Annotated in this window: 19 protein-coding genes; 8 read left to right on the forward strand and 11 right to left on the reverse strand. The window is 67.9% G+C overall.

Annotated features, from left to right (window positions below):
* Positions 1 to 109: 109 nt before the first annotated feature.
* Complete coding sequence (locus tag M8316_RS16320; RefSeq protein WP_250056311.1) at positions 110 to 655, forward strand: transposase; 546 nt, start codon at positions 110 to 112, stop codon at positions 653 to 655.
* 41 nt (positions 656 to 696) lie between these two features.
* Here M8316_RS16320 and M8316_RS16325 read toward each other — a convergent pair whose 3' ends face one another.
* From M8316_RS16325 to M8316_RS16335, 3 genes are all read right to left on the reverse strand, one after another.
* Entirely contained in the window at positions 697 to 963 is a 267-nt protein-coding gene (locus tag M8316_RS16325) for an HNH endonuclease family protein (protein ID WP_250056313.1), read from the reverse strand.
* 70 nt (positions 964 to 1,033) lie between these two features.
* Complete coding sequence (locus M8316_RS16330; RefSeq protein WP_250056315.1) at positions 1,034 to 1,759, reverse strand: hypothetical protein; 726 nt, start codon at positions 1,757 to 1,759, stop codon at positions 1,034 to 1,036.
* Positions 1,760 to 2,057: 298 nt separating this feature from the next.
* Positions 2,058 to 2,216, reverse strand: coding sequence for a hypothetical protein (locus M8316_RS16335; protein WP_250056316.1), 159 nt, complete (start codon positions 2,214 to 2,216; stop codon positions 2,058 to 2,060).
* 342 nt (positions 2,217 to 2,558) lie between these two features.
* Between M8316_RS16335 and M8316_RS16340 the strand changes: the two genes are divergently transcribed.
* Positions 2,559 to 3,254 (forward strand): ZIP family metal transporter, encoded by a 696-nt coding sequence (locus M8316_RS16340; protein ID WP_250056317.1) that lies wholly within the window; start codon positions 2,559 to 2,561, stop codon positions 3,252 to 3,254.
* Positions 3,255 to 3,624: 370 nt separating this feature from the next.
* Here the strand turns inward: M8316_RS16340 and M8316_RS16345 are convergent, their stop codons facing one another.
* The 3 genes from M8316_RS16345 to M8316_RS16355 are packed head-to-tail and all read right to left on the reverse strand — an operon-like array spanning position 3,625 to position 5,443.
* The gene (locus tag M8316_RS16345; RefSeq protein ID WP_250056318.1) at positions 3,625 to 4,314 is read right to left on the reverse strand and encodes an HAD family hydrolase; all 690 of its coding nucleotides are present in this window, start codon (positions 4,312 to 4,314) and stop codon (positions 3,625 to 3,627) included.
* A complete protein-coding gene (locus M8316_RS16350) occupies positions 4,314 to 5,009 on the reverse strand; it encodes a hypothetical protein (RefSeq protein ID WP_250056319.1) in 696 nt (231 codons plus the stop codon). The genes M8316_RS16345 and M8316_RS16350 overlap by 1 nt, the downstream gene beginning before the upstream one ends.
* Complete coding sequence (locus M8316_RS16355; RefSeq protein ID WP_250056320.1) at positions 5,006 to 5,443, reverse strand: SRPBCC family protein; 438 nt, start codon at positions 5,441 to 5,443, stop codon at positions 5,006 to 5,008. Before M8316_RS16355 ends, M8316_RS16350 begins: the two co-directional genes overlap by 4 nt.
* A gap of 183 nt (positions 5,444 to 5,626) precedes the next feature.
* On the opposite strand from M8316_RS16355, the gene M8316_RS16360 reads away from it, so the two are divergent.
* Positions 5,627 to 5,836, forward strand: coding sequence for a hypothetical protein (locus M8316_RS16360; protein WP_250056321.1), 210 nt, complete (start codon positions 5,627 to 5,629; stop codon positions 5,834 to 5,836).
* Positions 5,837 to 6,033: 197 nt separating this feature from the next.
* Here the strand turns inward: M8316_RS16360 and M8316_RS16365 are convergent, their stop codons facing one another.
* The gene (locus M8316_RS16365) at positions 6,034 to 6,870 is read right to left on the reverse strand and encodes a sigma-70 family RNA polymerase sigma factor (protein ID WP_250056322.1); all 837 of its coding nucleotides are present in this window, start codon (positions 6,868 to 6,870) and stop codon (positions 6,034 to 6,036) included.
* Positions 6,871 to 7,027: 157 nt separating this feature from the next.
* On the opposite strand from M8316_RS16365, the gene M8316_RS16370 reads away from it, so the two are divergent.
* The 4 genes from M8316_RS16370 to M8316_RS16385 all read left to right on the forward strand — a co-directional run bounded on the left by M8316_RS16370 (position 7,028) and on the right by M8316_RS16385 (position 10,605).
* Positions 7,028 to 7,753, forward strand: a complete 726-nt coding sequence (locus M8316_RS16370; protein ID WP_250056324.1) for a response regulator transcription factor — start codon at positions 7,028 to 7,030, stop codon at positions 7,751 to 7,753.
* Between the two features lie 27 nt (positions 7,754 to 7,780).
* Positions 7,781 to 8,041, forward strand: coding sequence for a hypothetical protein (locus tag M8316_RS16375; RefSeq protein WP_250056325.1), 261 nt, complete (start codon positions 7,781 to 7,783; stop codon positions 8,039 to 8,041).
* 128 nt (positions 8,042 to 8,169) lie between these two features.
* Complete coding sequence (locus M8316_RS16380; RefSeq protein WP_250056326.1) at positions 8,170 to 9,063, forward strand: SDR family oxidoreductase; 894 nt, start codon at positions 8,170 to 8,172, stop codon at positions 9,061 to 9,063.
* A gap of 633 nt (positions 9,064 to 9,696) precedes the next feature.
* Positions 9,697 to 10,605 (forward strand): hypothetical protein, encoded by a 909-nt coding sequence (locus M8316_RS16385; RefSeq protein WP_250056327.1) that lies wholly within the window; start codon positions 9,697 to 9,699, stop codon positions 10,603 to 10,605.
* A gap of 529 nt (positions 10,606 to 11,134) precedes the next feature.
* Here M8316_RS16385 and M8316_RS16390 read toward each other — a convergent pair.
* From M8316_RS16390 to M8316_RS16400, 3 genes are read right to left on the reverse strand one after another with little or no spacing between them, the layout of a single operon-like run.
* Positions 11,135 to 13,402 carry an FtsX-like permease family protein gene (locus M8316_RS16390; RefSeq protein WP_250056328.1) on the reverse strand — a complete coding sequence of 756 codons (2,268 nt, stop codon included), beginning with the start codon at positions 13,400 to 13,402 and terminating at the stop codon, positions 11,135 to 11,137.
* Positions 13,395 to 14,096, reverse strand: coding sequence for an ABC transporter ATP-binding protein (locus tag M8316_RS16395; RefSeq protein ID WP_250056329.1), 702 nt, complete (start codon positions 14,094 to 14,096; stop codon positions 13,395 to 13,397). Before M8316_RS16395 ends, M8316_RS16390 begins: the two co-directional genes overlap by 8 nt.
* 52 nt (positions 14,097 to 14,148) lie before the next feature.
* Complete coding sequence (locus M8316_RS16400; protein ID WP_250056330.1) at positions 14,149 to 14,463, reverse strand: hypothetical protein; 315 nt, start codon at positions 14,461 to 14,463, stop codon at positions 14,149 to 14,151.
* Between the two features lie 543 nt (positions 14,464 to 15,006).
* On the opposite strand from M8316_RS16400, the gene M8316_RS16405 reads away from it, so the two are divergent.
* Positions 15,007 to 15,318: a hypothetical protein gene (locus M8316_RS16405; RefSeq protein WP_250056331.1), complete on the forward strand. Its 312-nt coding sequence runs from the start codon at positions 15,007 to 15,009 to the stop codon at positions 15,316 to 15,318.
* 275 nt (positions 15,319 to 15,593) lie between these two features.
* Here the strand turns inward: M8316_RS16405 and M8316_RS21345 are convergent.
* Positions 15,594 to 16,033: hypothetical protein (locus M8316_RS21345; RefSeq protein WP_250056334.1), on the reverse strand; the 440-nt coding region annotated here is incomplete at its 5' end.

Below are 16,033 nucleotides of genomic sequence, written 5' to 3' on the forward strand. Positions count from 1 at the left end.
CACGGCTCGTCGGCCTGAGCCGGGTGTAGAAGCACCGGAGTACTTCCTGAACAGGGAAGACTTGGACTTGTCGAAGGTCCCAGGTCGTCCAGCAGGAAGCACTCGGTGGGTGAAGCGTACGTCGTGGTCCTCTGCTCTGTCCGTCAACGCTGATGGTGTCGGCGTCATCGCCCACGCCGGCAGCATCGCGATCCGGCTACTGGCCGACAAGATCGGCCTGACCGATGAAGTCTCCAAGGCCATGGCCCGCCGCGGTTTCAGCCCGGTCCACGACCGCGGCCGGGTGATGACCGACGTGGCGGTGATGCTCGCCGATGGCGGCGAGACCATCGCCGACATCGACGTCCTACGCCACCAGGCCACCGCACTGGGACCGGTCGCCTCACCACCGACGGTGTGGCGCACCCTCGATGAGGTCACCTCGGCCCGCCGCAAGAGGATCAACACCGCCAGGGCGCGGGTCCGTCGTCATGTCTGGTCCCAGCTCGCCGCCCGCCCCGAAGGTCTGCCCGCAAGCAGGGTCGCTGGGGTCGACCTGGGCGAGGTGGTCGTCCTCGACGTCGACGCCACGATCGTGATCACCCACTCCGAGAAGGAGCAGGCCGCAGCCACCTTCAAGCGGCTCATCCCAATCGAGGGTGTAGCCGGGGTCTGAAGCCTCCGGCTCTTAACGCTGGTGAGGGACCTACCGTCGAGTCAGGGTCGGCGCGTCTTGCAGCTCGGCTCGAGCTCGATGACGGCGGCCCGGTCGGCCGCAGTGATGGGCAGGACGTGGTGCGCCACCTGGAGGTAGATCGCGGCGTAGCGGCACCTGTAGGCACCGTTGACGGGAAGCCACTCCCTCGGTCCGTGGTCGCTCTTGCTGGAGTTCGCTGAGCCCGAGACGGTGAGCAGGTTGCGGGGGTCGTTGGCAAAGTCGCGGCGCCGCGTCTCGGGCCACTGGCTAGCGCCGAGCAACCCCATTACTACAGGGCAGCCACCTCCGAGGAAGGGCTCGGACGCGCAAGGGGAGATTTCTGGTAGCCCAACTCCATTAGGGAATGGCGACCGGAGCGCTATCGATCCCTTCGTCCGCGGAAGACAAAAACTCCGATACGCGGTCCGCGGATATTTCCTCCAGCATCTGGCCGTCCTTCACGTCGTACCAACGGACATATGAGTGCCCGTCGTCATCGCCCACCCAGGCGATCAGTCGACCGCGGTCAAGAGCTGCTTGAAAATCGCCGGGCGAAGGGCTGGGAATCACAAGGTGAACGCCTCCTGTCCTCAGATTCAACGAGCGCACGTCGTCATAGGCGGAAGCGGTGAGGAGATTTGATCCGCGAACGCCGACCACGTCATCGTCACCATCGTAGTCCAAGTCACTGCGAACTGCGCGCCACCTGCGCTCTCCTTGCCCAGTGAGCACGCCAATGATCGTTGCGTTCCTCCGCATTGCAACCGTGACCACTTGGCCGCGCCAACAAGCCAGATTAACTACGTGAGAACCCGCAGGGAGATTGAGCCGCTCAGAAACTTGGCCTGATATTTCTGAATTCGCGAGACTATACTCCATCAACTTAGTTCCCATGGCTTTCTTTGGATTCCCCCAGATTCCAACAGCTGCATATACACCTCCGCCACAAACGACGTTCCCTATGACGTCGCCAATGACTTCAGTTTCGTAAATCCTTGCCCCATCGTTAGCAGTCAGTCCCATAACGTATGATCCATTGCCGTCGGTGCCGACATTGAACATAGTCCACTTTGTGCCGTCCATCGCTCCTGACCACCATTCCATATCGTATTCATGGCGACGGGAAAGGTACTGAGCCCGAGCGAAGCCCACTGAAAATTCGCCGGACAAATCTGAGGCAATCACTGAGCCGTTCGCCCAGCGAAACCCTCGCCACCGTGCAGACGAGACCCTCGGGATCTTGTCAGCCCCGCCCGCGGTCGAGGCGCACGACGCCGACCAAGAGCAGACGCCCGTGGAGTCCCTCATCGCGCAGCAGGCCCACTGAGCGAGCCGGTCGGTGGGCCGCCGACCCGAACCGCGACGTCCGCCCGTGACAGATCTACGACGCGTCCTCGTCCGTCGCCGGGCCCTCCTCGGTCGCCCCGCCCTCGTCGGCCCAGTCGCTGCCGTTCTCGTCGTCCAGCGAGGGGTCCGACGTCGTGTCGGGCTCGACCTCGGGAGTCTCGTTGCTGTCCAGGTGCTCTCCGTCTCGGCTCATGCAGGGACGCTAGCCCGGTCGTCGCCGCGTCATGTCACCCCTCGGAGCGAGGCCGGCGGATCGGCGCGCGTCACGACCGAGAAGTAGAGCCGCCGCTCCCCGCGCACGCGGCTGCGTGAGTGGTGCACCGGGGAGCGGCCGCCATGAAACGCATGTTTCCACCCGGTCAGCGCTGCGCGGGCCCCCTCCTCGGGCTCGCCCGAACAGATGGCTCCAAAGGAGTGAATCGCGCACATCACAGGTGCCTGACAAGCAAGAACTCAGCCTGACCGCCCGGGACATGGCCCGGGTGAGGCAGGTCGATGCGGGCACCCTCCAACGTCCTGTCGCGGAGGTGCACACATGCTGCTGACTGTCCTTGTCATCGCCGTCGTCTCGGCCGCGCTGATCGCCGGGGCCGGCTGGGGCGCGTCGGGGAAGATCTCGCCGCGGGTCGAAGGGTTCGTGATCGCCCTGGCCGGCGGCGCCCTGATCGTCTCCAGTGTCCTGGAGCTGGTGGAACCGGCCACCGGCACCGCACCGCTGTGGGCAGTCGTCGGCTGCGTGCTCGCAGGCGCGGGGGTGTTCGTCGCAATGGACCGGCTGGTCGCCCGGAGGCTGGGCAGCAACAGCGGCGGTGGACTGCTGGCAGCGATCACCCTCGACGGCGTGCCGGAGAACCTGGCGCTGGGTGTCGCGCTCATCGGTGCAGGACCCCTGCAGGTCGCCTCCCTGTCGGGCTCGATCTTCCTCTCCAACCTGTCCGAGGCCGCTGGGGGTGCTCGGGAGATGACTCAGCAGCGCTCACGGTGGCAGGTGATGGCGCTGTGGGCCGGCGCCGCCGTCCTGCTCTCCCTCAGCGCGCTGGCCGGCAACCTGCTGCTGGCCGGCGTGCCCGGCACCGCCCTAGGGCTGGTCCGCTGCGTCGCCGGCGGTGCGGTGGTGGCGTCCCTGGCCACCGAGGTGTTCCCCCAGGCCTTCAAGGAGGAGTCCTACATGGCCGGCTTCGCCACCGCGCTGGGCATGGTGCTGGCCATCGGCCTGGACCAGCTCGGCTGACCCACGCCGGCGGAGAGCGGGAAGCGGGTAGCCGACCGCGGCAGACCAGGAAGACCCGCGCCAGCTAGGGCGCCAGCCACCGCGAGTGGACGTGGGCTCAGCGGTCGCCCTCGGGAGCGTTCGGGGCGTCGGAGGCCAAGAGGCGCCGACGTCGCTGGGTCAGCAGGTCCAGCGCGGCTGGTCGTGCCATCTAGCCACGCTCGTGCGCCTCCAACGCGTTCACGTCACGGAGGTCGAGCGTCTCCAGACGCCGTTCGATCTGTGCGAGCAGCAGCCTGTCGTAGTCGGCGATAGGCAAAGTCATCTCGTCTCCTCTCTTCGCGGCCGTCCGAGGGCCGCCTGACGTAGGTGCCACAGGTGCCGGCTGGATCTAGCCGGGCACGACCGCGCGCCGCTCGACGACCTCGTCCAGGTGCTCGAGCATCTCGGCCGGGTCGTCGAAGACGTGGGAGGCCCCGACACGGCGCAGCGCCTCGTCCGAGAAGCCCCCGGTGCGCAGCCCCACGAACGCCACCCCGGCCTCGCGCGCCGCCCGGCCGTCCCAGGGGGCGTCGCCCAGCATCATCAACGCGCGCCCCTGCGCCTGGTCCAGGGCCTGCTGGACCGGTGCGGGGTGCGGCTTGGACGCGGGGACGTCGTCCGCCGTGGTCACCGCGGAGACCAGTGTCGAGATTCCTGCGATGTCCAGGAGCCTGTCGGTGGTCTCGGCGTTGGCCGAGCTCGCCACGACCAGCTCGCAGTCGCGGTCGGCGAGGGCCTGCATGAGGCGCCGGCAGCCCGCCGTGGGGTGGACGTCGCCGAGGACGGAGTCGAACAGGTCGTCGTGACGTCGACGCACCTCGTCGCCGACGCTCGCCTCGGCGGCTTCACCGGCCAGGTGGGAGACGATGCGGTCCCCGCCCATGCCGATGGCGGCGTGGATGCGGTGCGAGGCGACCGTGAGGCCGACCTCGTGGAACGCCCGCACCCATGCGTGGACGTGCAGGTAGACGGAGTCGACCAGCGTGCCGTCGACGTCGAGGACGACGGTGTGGTGGCTCTCGTGGTGCGGGTCGGTCATCAGTGCTCCTCCAGCGTGTCGTCGGTGGCCGGCGGGTGGGACGGTGCTCGGGACGGGACGTGGGTGCCGTGTCGGACGGTGCCCGGCGACCGCGAGTCGTGCGTGCTGACCACGACGTGGTCGTTGAGTCCGGCCTCGACGTCGCGGCTGCGGCGGAAGAGCACGGCGCCGTTGCTCTCCAGGTCGCGGCGCTCGGTCTCGGTCAGGCCGTGGTCGTGGGCTCTTGCCAGCAGCTCGGTGTCCTCGGAGGGGTGGCCGGTCAGGGGAAGGAGGAGGGCCCCGCCCTCGCCGAGGAACCTGGCGGCGATGCGCAGGGCGGCGATCTGGGCCACGGGGCCGCCGACCGGTCCGAGGACGAGGGCGTACCCGCGATCGTCCGTCGCCGACGGGGCGCCGACGACCGTGACCTGCTCGGCCAGTCCGTTGCGCCGCGCGTTGGCGAGGGCCACGTCCTCCCCGCCCTCCGACTCTGCCAGGCAGACCAGGGACCGGCGGGTGCCGGCCACCGCGAGCAGCCCCACGTGGCAGGCGCCGTCGCCGAGGTCGAGGACCGGGCCCTGCGGCAGGAGGGGCAGGAGGCTGGCCGCCCACCGGGCGATGGCGGTGGTCCACTGCTCCGGCTCGTCGTGGGGTCGGTCCCACGTGATCTCCAGGCGCCCGAAGTAGGCCAGGCGGGTGCCGTCCGTGGCGGTCACAGTGCGTCCAGGTGGTCCTGGAGGCTGGCGGCCACGCGGTCCGCCAGGAGCTTCAGGCCCGCCGGCAGCACGGGCGCCAGCAGGCTCGCCGCGCCCTCGGTGTCGAAGACCGCGTGGTAGGTGACCTCGGTCCCCCCGCCGTCGGCCTCGCGCAGGGTGATGGTGTCCTGCAGGGCCAGGTGCGGACCGGCGTCGCCCTGGAGCTGGAGACGGTGCGGCCGGTCGAAGGCCGAGACCACGTAGTCGACCTCCGTGCGTGAGCCCAGCAGCTCGGAGACGTTGTGGTAGGTCGTGCCGACGCCCCCGTCGCCCGAGACACGCGTGGTCGAGACCGAGGGCGGGTCCCACTGCTCGCTGGTGGTGAAGTCCGAGAGGTAGTCCCACACCTGCTGGATCGGGGTCTGCGTGGTCACGGTGCGCTCCACGGTGGTCACGTCGTCCTCCTCGAGGGCTCGACGAGCGCCCGACGTCCTCGGGCCTCACCTCCGGGATAGCCCGTGACCCCGGCTCCCAGATTCGTTCATCGGGGTGAAAGCCGGCCCCGCAGGCGTGCAGCCGGGCAGCCGCAGGGGTCTCGTCGCGGGCTGCGCTCACCACGGCCGACCCAGGCTCGTCGGATGCGTCCCTTCACCAACGCCATGACGGTCAGCTGCAGCGCAGCGGGCTGCGGGTGGAGCGCGAGCGGGCTGCGAGCGTTCAGCGCGGGGACGCGTGTGATGGACCGGCACCTGCGGCGCGTCTCCCACCCCGGGCAGCCGACCGTCAAGTTCCGGCTGACGTTCCCCGGCGGCACCCAGACACGCGCCTGGCGGCGCACGCACCGCTGAGGTACGTCCTGAGCCGGTTTCACCCGAAGTGATTGATCCGGCGTCAGGAGATTCATGCTTCCCTGGTGGAGGCTCGGGCCCCCATCTCCCGGGCAGGCGGCCCCGGTTCGGTACTTGTCCCCCTGAAGCACCACGCAACCGGGGCCTCCACCCCGCCTTGCCTGGGTGGCGCCGAAGGCCTCGCGGGGGCGTGTGGTTCAGGCGGCGGGCGAGAGTCGCTGGCGCATCTGCACCAGGAGCTTCTGCAGCAGCCGGGAGACCTGCACCTGGGACATGCCCAGCTGCTCGGCAATCTCCCGCTGCGAGGCTTCCTCGACGAACCGCAGGCGCAGGACGTCCTGCTCACGCGGGGCGAGCGTCGCCCACACGGGGGCCAGCAGCAACCGGGCCTCGGACTGCTCGCGGTCGCGGTCGCGGGCCGGTGCGACATCGAAGGTCTCCCCGCCCTCCTGGCCGGTCATGGGCGCATTCAGCGACAGTAGCGAGAAGCACTGCCTCGCGGCCAAGGCCTCGCGGACGACGTCGACCGACTCCTCGACCTCGCCGGCCAGGCCGGCGATACCGGCCTCGTCCAGCTTCTCGAAAGAGGCCTGGGCCCGCAGGATGCGGGAGTGTGCGCGCTGCACGTCGCGCGGCGGGCGGATGGTCCAGCCGTGGTCGCGGAAGTGACGGCGGATCTCCCCGGTGATCGAGGGCACGGCGTAGGCCAACAGGTCCCGACCCTGCTCGGGCTCGAATCCGCGCACCGCGCGGATCAACGCCACGTAGGCGACCTGCGTGAGGTCCTCCAGCGGGATGCCCTTGCGCGCGTAGCGACGAGCGACGGCCTCGGCGACCCGCATGTTCAGCTCCACCACGCGCGCCAGCAGCTCCTGCCGCTCGAACGCCGCGTCGGTCTGCGCCGCCTGCTCCAGGAGGCGCTGGGTCAACGACGACCGGTCGGCGTCGCTCAGACGACGGCCACGTGAGGCATCAAGGTCGATCACCTCGGCACCGACCGTGGTCTCGGGGGCGAGGGTGGCGGTGAGGGTCATGACGGATCTCCTGCTCGACGTGCGGGGCAGCGCCGACAGGCACCGCGGTCACGACACCTATGCACCATTCACAAACTCTCTACACCTCTCTCACCCCTTCGGGCCACGCACTCATCCCCGCCGCGCGGCTCCGCTCTGCTTTGGCAGGATGCGACACGTGACCACCTCTCCCCTCCGCGTCTCCGTCGTCAACGACTTCGCCCTGGTCGTCGCCGGGGTCGCGGGGCTCCTGCGGCCCTACGCCGACCGCATCACGATCGTGGAGGAGGTGAGCCGGGAGCAGCCACGAGCGGCGGCCGACATCGTCCTCTACGACACCTTCGGCCAGCGCCAGGGCCGAGACGTGAACCGGGCCGCAGCGGCACCGGACCCGGCCTCGCGCCTGGTCATCTACAGCTGGAACACCTCGGCCGACCTGGTCGAGCAGGCGCTGTCCGCCGGGGCAGCGGGATACCTGAGCAAGGACCTGGACGGCAAGGCTCTCGCCGACGCCCTCGAACGCATCCACGCCGGCGAGATGGTGGTGATGTCCACGCCCGACGTAGCCGGCGAAGACGTCGAAGGGGCAGGCGAGACAGCCAGCGAGATGGCCGGCGACGTGCCCGGTGGAGGGCCAGGCGGGTTGCCGGGTCGCTGGCCGGGACGCGACGTCGGACTCAGCCCCCGCGAGGCAGAAGTGCTCGCCCTGCTCTGCCAGGGCCTGTCCAACGAGGAGATCAGCCGCCGCGCGTTCATCGGCGTCAACACCGTGAAGACCTACCTGCGCACGATGTTCCGCAAGATCGACGTCACCAGCCGCACGCAGGCAGTGCTGTGGGGCATCGACCACGGCTTCCGCCCCGACCACCTCCGCCGCACCGACGACACCACCGCACAGGCCTGAGCGGGCTCCGGCCAGACTCCGAGCACCGTGACCGTCTACCTCGCCTGGGCCGACGAGCCCTTCGATCCCGCCCTGGACTCCGAGACCGACGGCCCCTGGCGCGAGCTGCGCCGGATCGACGACCACCTCCTGCTCGTCGAGAGCAGCGAGACCCTCTCACGCGTCTACCACCACCTGAAGTGGACGTTCGAGGCCGCTCCGACACTGCTTGTCACCCCGGTGACCGACACCCCCAAGAGCCGCGGACTCCCGCCCGGGACCACGACCTGGCTGCGGCACCACACCTGAGGCACTGCTCCTGAGGCACCGCACCTGAGGCCCGCGACCCGCCGCACGACCACACAGGTGCCCCGCGCCACGTCGTACCCCACCTGACGGGTGGTCATCGACTCGTCTGTCCGGGGAACAGGTGGGCCATGACCGACCAGTACACGTTCCGCAGTCCCGTGGATGCCTACAAGACCACCGGCTACCCCGAGCAGTACCAGGACGGGCCCGGCCTGGCCGCCGAGCTCGACCCGCCCGCCGACCACGGCGAGGACACCTACCGCGGCACCGAGCGCCTCTCCGGTCGGCGAGCGCTGGTCACCGGCGCCGACTCCGGCATCGGCCGTGCTGCCGCCATCGCGTTCGCACGCGAGGGCGCGGACGTGGCGCTCTCCTACCTGCCCGCAGAGCAGAAGGACGCCGAGGACGTCGCCGCGCTCGTCGAGAAGGCCGGCCGCAAGGCCGTCCTCCTGCCCGGCGACATCAGCATCGAGGACGAAGCACGCCACACCGTCCGCCAAGCCGTCCAGGCACTCGGCGGCCTCGACCTGCTGGCCAACGTCGCCGGCAAGCAGCAACAACAGCCCGCACTGGTGGACCTCACCACCGAGCAGTTCGACGAGACCTTCAAGACCAACGTCTACGCCCTGTTCTGGATCATCCAGGAAGCCCTGGCCTACCTGCCCGCCGGCGCCTCCATCATCAACACCAGCTCCATCCAGGCCTACTCCCCCGCGCCGCACCTGGTCGACTACGCCACCACCAAAATGGCCATCAACACCATGAGCAAGGCCCTCGCCCAGCAACTCGCCCCGCGAGGCATCCGCGTCAACGTCGTCGCCCCCGGCCCCTTCTGGACCCCACTGCAGACCGCCGGCGGACAGCCCACCGAGGCACTGCCCGAGTTCGGCCAGGAGACCCCCATCGGCCGCGCCGGTCAGCCCGCCGAGATCGCCCCCGCCTACGTCTACCTCGCCTCGGCCGAGTCGGGCTACACCACCGGCGAGACGCTCAACGTCAACGGCGGCATGCCCACCCCCTGAGCCCGGGGGCGCCACCGCCCTGGTCGGGACCGGTCGGCGGAAGGCTCCCGAACGCTCACACCCCCTCCCTGCATCGCTGCAGTTCAGGGCTGTCTTGCGAAATCGAACCGAAGACCCCTTCACCTGTCGAGGGGTGATACAAACCAGTTCGGTCCGACTCATGAAGGAGTGACAGGGCATCTGAACTGTGGCAACGCGAGACCTCGGAGCGCAGCGCGTTGCTACAAAGTGCGGAGAATCGTGTCGATTCTGCGGGAAACGTGTCGCAAACGTGTCACCTGAATGCCGGGACGCATCCGCCGGCCGAGGCGTCGAGGTGACCGCGAACCCTCTGGCAGTATCCGCCGCTAGGTTCTTGGCGCTGACCCATCACGGTCCGACCGAGGTCTAGTCAGACTGGCTTTGACGGTGCCTGGCGTGAAAACTGAATCCCACGGTTCTACTTGGTGAGAGACGGACCCTGGCCGAGACGGCTACTGGTCCGAGCCCTCCGACTGGGCAGGCGGACCGCCACCAGCATCCAGAGGTCATGTCCGCATACGGCTTGGGAGGATGCTCATGGTCTCGGCCCGACGGAAGGTAGCGGCGGGGGCGGTCGGAGCCTTGGTTGCGGTCGTGGGGTCCATCTCGTACGTGCTGGGCAGCAATGCGCTCCCCCTTCGCGCCGGTGACTCATCGGCCGACACCGACCAGCTGCAGACCGAAGCGAACGCCGTGTTCTCCCGATTCAACGGCACCGTCGAGCAACGAAACGCCTCAGGAGTGATCCAGGCGTGGACCCTCAACGGAGCGATGGACCAATGCATGAGCGAGGCCGGCTACCCCCAGTGGGACTGGTCGGCGACCAGGAACCTGGCCCCCCGAACGAACGCGCTGGGGACCAGCGTCTTCTTCACCGACCCCCAAGGGGGCTCCTACAGCCATGCACTGATGGACGTCGTGGACGCCTCCAGGCTGGAGGAGGACCTGCGATCGGAAGAATTGTCCGAGGCGGAGACCGTAGCAGTTCAAGGTTGTGTGAAGAGCACCCCACCAACCTCGGACGACACAACATCTCAGCAGTCCACGCCATCTGAGGCCGTTCAGCTGCGGAGCGAGTGGTGGTCGATGCTCACAGCACTCGACGCGAAGTACGGGGACTCAGAGGCCTACGCTTCGTGCTTCCGCGACAGGGCAGACCAGATCGCTACACCAGACGGGGATCATCTCACGGCGGACACCTGGGTGATGTACCTCGGAAGCCACGCCCCGGCCGGCAGCGACACGCCATCGACCACCGACCCGCCGAGCACCTACAGCTCCGCGTGGAACGCCTACATCGGCCTGGAAGCCGACGTGGAGTCGGTGGACTGGGCCTGCCGCTCGCCTGTCTACGAAGAGCACTCCGACGAGGTACTGGATGCCGTGTCGCGGTTCGCGGTCGACAACGCGGCAGCCATCGCTGCCGCTGAAGACGGATGGGACACCATCGTGACCCGCGCCGCCCAGTTGGGCTTCCATGGGCAGAGCGGATCGCTGGACGGACAGACCGCCAAGAACTGACGAGCCCCAGGTTTGATGCCGCTCCCGTGTGGTCTGCCCCAGGGCACCAGTCGGGCATGCGGCGCCCGGCACGGCCGGAATCAACCGGGTGCCGTCGTACAACGCCGAGCGGGCCCCTGACCCGGACTTCCCGCCTGTCGCGAGCCCACTCTCCAGCTGGTAACAGCAACGACTCGAACAGGGAGCAGCCGCGACGGAATTTACAGACCCCGACTCCCCCACCGGGCACCAGCACGAACACGCGAATGCCCAGACCGCGGGCACAGATAGGGCACGAGAACGGCGGGCATGACGATCGACCTCAGGCGGCGCGCCAAACCATGTCACCAATCCGTACAGCAGACCCTCGTGGTCGGTACCGACCTGTTGCGGGCTTTGTTGGGAATCCCCCCAGCTTGGTGGGTAGGGAGCTCTTCCTTCCGCTGCTGCTGTCCATGATCTTCACCGTCGGGGCGGCGTCGCTGGTCAACGACGACGCCTCGCAGACATTCGTGCCACGGCTGGTTTCAGGGCGAGATTTGCAGCCAAGCTAGGCACCGAATGACCCGGCCCGCTGCGATGGCCTGGTCACAGAGCGCCACGACACCAAGCAGACGACAAGACCGCCCAGCCCCACAGCAAGTGCGAGGAGCCCGTAGAGCTGTGGGTCGATGTCCGCCCGGTCATCGATGTTCCGCATCGCCTGCGCCGCGAGCCAGCCCACCACGATGGCGGCGAACCCGACGAGCACGAGTGGGACCGCCACGCACCAAAAGTGCATGGTGAACAGTTGGCTCCTTGACGCGCCGAGCACCCGCAGGGCGCGCATCCGCGGGCTACGCTCTTGCGCCTCGCCGAGCGACACGACAAGCAGGGAGAGAAACCCGAGCAGGAGACTGACGACCGCACCGATCGTTAGCCACTCCACCTGATCGGGATACTCCTGGGTGTCGGGGTTATGCCGGTCGAGAGCACCAAGGTCGAGCTGGAGCGTCGGCTCGAGGGAGGACAGCGCGGCGAGGACCGAGGTCACCTCGGTTGCTGGTGCGAGCAGGAAGAAGGTGGCGCCGTCGGTTTGCCGCGCTTGGGGCGCGACGTCGGTAGACACAAGGAGCGCGCCGGCAAAGGCGTCGGGCATTCCTGGTAGGTCGAGCGTTGCCGTGGGGGCAGGTACCCGGACTCTGTCGCCTGATGGCAGGGTCAGCTCGTCGCCGATCTCGTGACGCCGATCTGCGGCTGGCGCCTCGCCCAGCCACATCGGGCCGTGAGTTGCGGGACAGTCTGAATTGTCCCGGCGACCGGTGAGCACGCGCAGTCGTTCGCACGAGGAGAAGACGACGCTTACGAACCCACCGTCCGCCTTCACGGAGCTCAGTTCGGTAGCTCCGGTCATGCGCCTGACGCTGGAGACCTCCTCCAGCGTGAGCGCGCCGGAAAGGTCGGTCGCCACGACCGGTACCTTTCCCTGTGCTTCCAGCCGCTGCGACCAGTCCTGCGCTGAGCCGCCGTTGAGCACGGAGGCGAACGATTGGCTGCCGAGCAGCAATACGATGATCACGCTCAGGACACTCGCCAACCGCAGCGCTGTGGTGACGCGATCGGATGCCATCCGCCGGCCGACCAACCGAGGCGCGGTTGTGTGCTCAAGGCGTGCGGCGAGCGCGGCCATCACCAACGCGGGCCCTGCGACGGCGATGCCGACGGCGGACAGCACGATGCCGACCCAGAGAGCTAGTGGCGTCAGGGCGCCGTCGAGTGATGCCGCCGAGGGCAGCGCCAGCAGCATGAACCCGGCCGCCAGGGCCGCCGACCCGAGGCGCGGCACTGCGTTCTTTTGCGGCTTGACTCGTGTGCGCCGGTCCAATCCGAGCGTTCGGCGGTCGCTCGACACCGCGTAGCAGACAAGGAGCAGCAGGGGTGCGCAGACGACCATGTACGTCGTGAGGGAGAGTTGCGCGTCCGAGGAGAAGAACCCGAAGGTTGTGCCCGGGAGCGTCGTGGCTCCGCGGGTGCTGACCCAATGGAGGACGCCGGCAAAGATCGTGGACGGAAGGCAGATGCTGGCTGCCTCCACGAAGTGCAGGAGGTGGATCCGCCACCTCGGGTACCCGATCAGGTGCAGCGCGGCCGCCCGCCGCTCGCGGCGCGACGCGGCGAGCCGGGAGATGATAACCACGAAGAAGGCGGCCGGGATCCACACCAGGGCAAAGACGTAGGCGGTGACGCTGAGGTTCAGCACTGTCTGGGGATCGCGCTCGGCCACACTTGGCGCCGGCTTCCCGCCGAATCCGTCGACCTTTATCAGCAGGTTCCGCTCGGCGTCGACACCCAGGATCGCACGCAGCTCGTGCGGCTGGACAAGCCCGGCCGGACTGATCTCGCCAACGAGTCGCTCTGAACTGAACAGGGCTCCGACTGTCGGGTCCGACGACATGAGGTCGACCAGGTCGGGAGAGGCGTAGAACTCGTCCGGGCCTGGCATCGCGGGCACGCCCGGCGCAACCAGCTGCGAGCTTCCGGCCGTGTAGTACTCCCGCCTAATCCCGTAGCCGTCCCACCGCCGCGCATTCGTCGTACGCGGGTCGACGATGCGCAGGTCGTCCGCGTCACCCGCCGCCTGAGCTGGGTCCACCATCACCGCGATGTCGGTCGCCCGGTCGTCCTGGCGGACGGCCACCTGTAGGGCAGATACCGAGGTAAGACCCAGCAACACGATCGCCGCCATGCCGACGGCCAACAGCAACGCCGGCAACCCGGCGCCTGGGCCGCGGAGCGCTAACCTGTGGACCAGCCAGGCCGCGACTCGGACGTCACGCATGGGCGGCCGGCTGAGCGTGCTGCACGGGGACCAGTTGACCGTCCTGAAGAAGCAGCCGCCGGTCACACAATGCCGCGACGGCAGGGTCGTGGGTGACGATGCAAACAGCTGCACCCTCCTCCTTGGCCAGGCCCAGGAGAAGGCCAAGGGCGTCACGGGCAGCCGCCTGATCAAGTGCGGACGTCGGCTCATCCGCCAGGATGATCGAGGGTCGGCCGAGTACGGCACGAGCTACAGCCGCTCGCTGCAACTGCCCAACCGACACCTCCGAGGGACGCCTTGCGCCAAGGCCCTCGACGCCCAGCCGCGCAAGTAGCTCATCTGCGGCCTCGGCATAGTCGGCGACGCGAGTCGAGCGGTCGCCCAGCATCGACGGCAGGCAGACGTTCTCCGTCAGCGTCAGCTCAGGGAGAAACTCGTCGCTCTGGAACACGATTCCGATCTCTCGCAGACGCGTAGCAGCCCACCGACGATCAGAGGGCTCTTGCCGTACTCCGGCGATCCAGATCTCGCCATCGTGGGGCTTGACCAGCCCTGCCAGAGCGCCCAGCAAGGTCGACTTCCCCGAACCGCTGGGACCGCTGATGGCGACCGTCTCCGCCGCCGCGATCTCCAAGTCAATGCCGCCCAGCACGGGAACACCCCCCCGAGACACGGCGAGATCACGCACCTTCACCACCACATCAGCAAGCATGTACTCGATCTCTCTTTGAGGTGAACCCGTGCCGGACCATCCTGAGCTGGACTCAGGAAACGCCGTACTTCTTTCCGCTGCAGTCGTCGGGGTACAAGTTGTGCTGCTGGCAGACGTTCAGGCTGACAGTCTTGCCCTCAGCCCAACTGAAGTTGAGGCTCTGCAGGTTCCCGCTCTTGCCCAGGTTCCAGCGCCCGCTGCCGCTGGGGCCCGTCCAGTCGACGTAGCTGTCCGGCTCGTAGCCCTTACCGTGGTAGACCTCGCCGTACGCCTTGAAGTTTGCCTGGGCGTCGTGATCATCTGAGTTCCACGTCCACGGGATGTCCTGAGACGCCAACGCCGGTCCTGTCACGGTGGCGGCGGCCACGAATGCTGCCGCGGCTGCGATCTTAATTGAACTTAATCACTTGCTGCTGCCTCTGTCCTTGTGGCGCGACCGACTCATGGGGAACATGCAATCGAACCCCCGAGAATTGAAAATGACCCCTGCCACGATCAATGGTTCGTACCCGCTCCAGAGCCGTCCCAAGGGTTTGAGACCAGCCACTGGCAACTGGGTGCGCTGAACTGACCACGAACCTCGATGCATTGTCAATAGTCTGGCCTTGAATAACTTGGATGCGGGCATTGAGGCGCCCTCCCGTGTCTCGCAAACCCCGAAAAGGCGCTTCAACTCAGTCCGCGGCAGCACGGCCTCGGCGTCCCGCTGGGTGTCGTATTCGGAAAGCGGCGTCGTCGAATCGGACGAACAAGGCCCCGCGAGAGCGGCCGCGGCCTTTCCAGTCGAAATTCAGGCCCCGCCATAGGCGCAGCCTCACGAAACTGCGGACCATGACGAACCGGGTGTCTAGCCACGGTGGCCAGCGGTCGTTCTTGGGACGGTTGGCCGACACGTACCAAGATAGAACCCATGTTCGATGCAGGCGCGGCGGTCAGTCGTAAGGTCGGATACGTCCATAACGGCCGCCGACCAATCGTGCAGCGCACCGGCCAAGGCAAGGTCGGAGTGGACGAGCAGCGTGTGACCGTGACGCCTGCGACCTTCATCCGCCCAGACGACCATGTCTCAGTCGACGGCGCCGAAGAGCTGCGCCGCTTCTTGGGGATTGACGGCTCTTCGGATCTAAGCGTGGGTAGGTGCTCCTCCCTAGTGATGCTCGAGGCGGGCTGCGGCTTGGCGTACTGGCGCAGAAGATGTCGAGGTCTTCAGGATCAGGAGTGACCAAGCACCTGAATAGCTGAAGACCTCGAACATGACGCACTGTACGTGCGGCGACGGGCACCGGTGGTGTCCGCGCGCCAATCTCCTGCAGGGCGACGATGGCCTCCACGTCCTCGACGTCGACCGCTCCCTGGACCGTGTGGTGGTAACGGTGGAGTCCGACTCCGACCTGGCCGAGCGCCCGGACTGTGGGCTCGTCGCGATCGGCCACGGCCGCCGCGTCCACGACCTGGCCGATGCTCCGTGTTTCGGCGTTCCCTTGGCCCTGCGTTGGCTCAAGACCCGTGACGCCGCCTTGGATCGCCGGGATCGATCAGGCAGCACTCGACCCGTTCCGCGGCTAGGCCAACGCGATCCGTGACGAGCTGCCCGACGCCGTCGCCGTCCTGGACGCGTTCCATGTCGTGAAGTTGGGCAGCGGTGTCGTCGACGAGGTCCGCCGGCGGGTCCAACAGGACACCCTGGGCCGACGGGGTCACAAGGACGATCCGCTGTACAAGATCCGCCGACTGCTGTGCCACGGCGAGGAACACCTGACCCCACGGCAGCGCACCCGCCTGGACGTGGCGCTGACCGCGGGCGATCCCGTGACGACGACGCTCCAATCTGGGGCCAGAACGACGGTCGAAAACGGGGCCACCCAGACAGATTGGATGGGTGATCTCGATGGAGGATTGGGCTCTGATCCGGAGGCTTGTCGCGGACGGTGTCCCGC

The organism is Nocardioides bruguierae (genome assembly GCF_023554635.1).
GTDB lineage: Bacteria > Actinomycetota > Actinomycetes > Propionibacteriales > Nocardioidaceae > Nocardioides > Nocardioides bruguierae.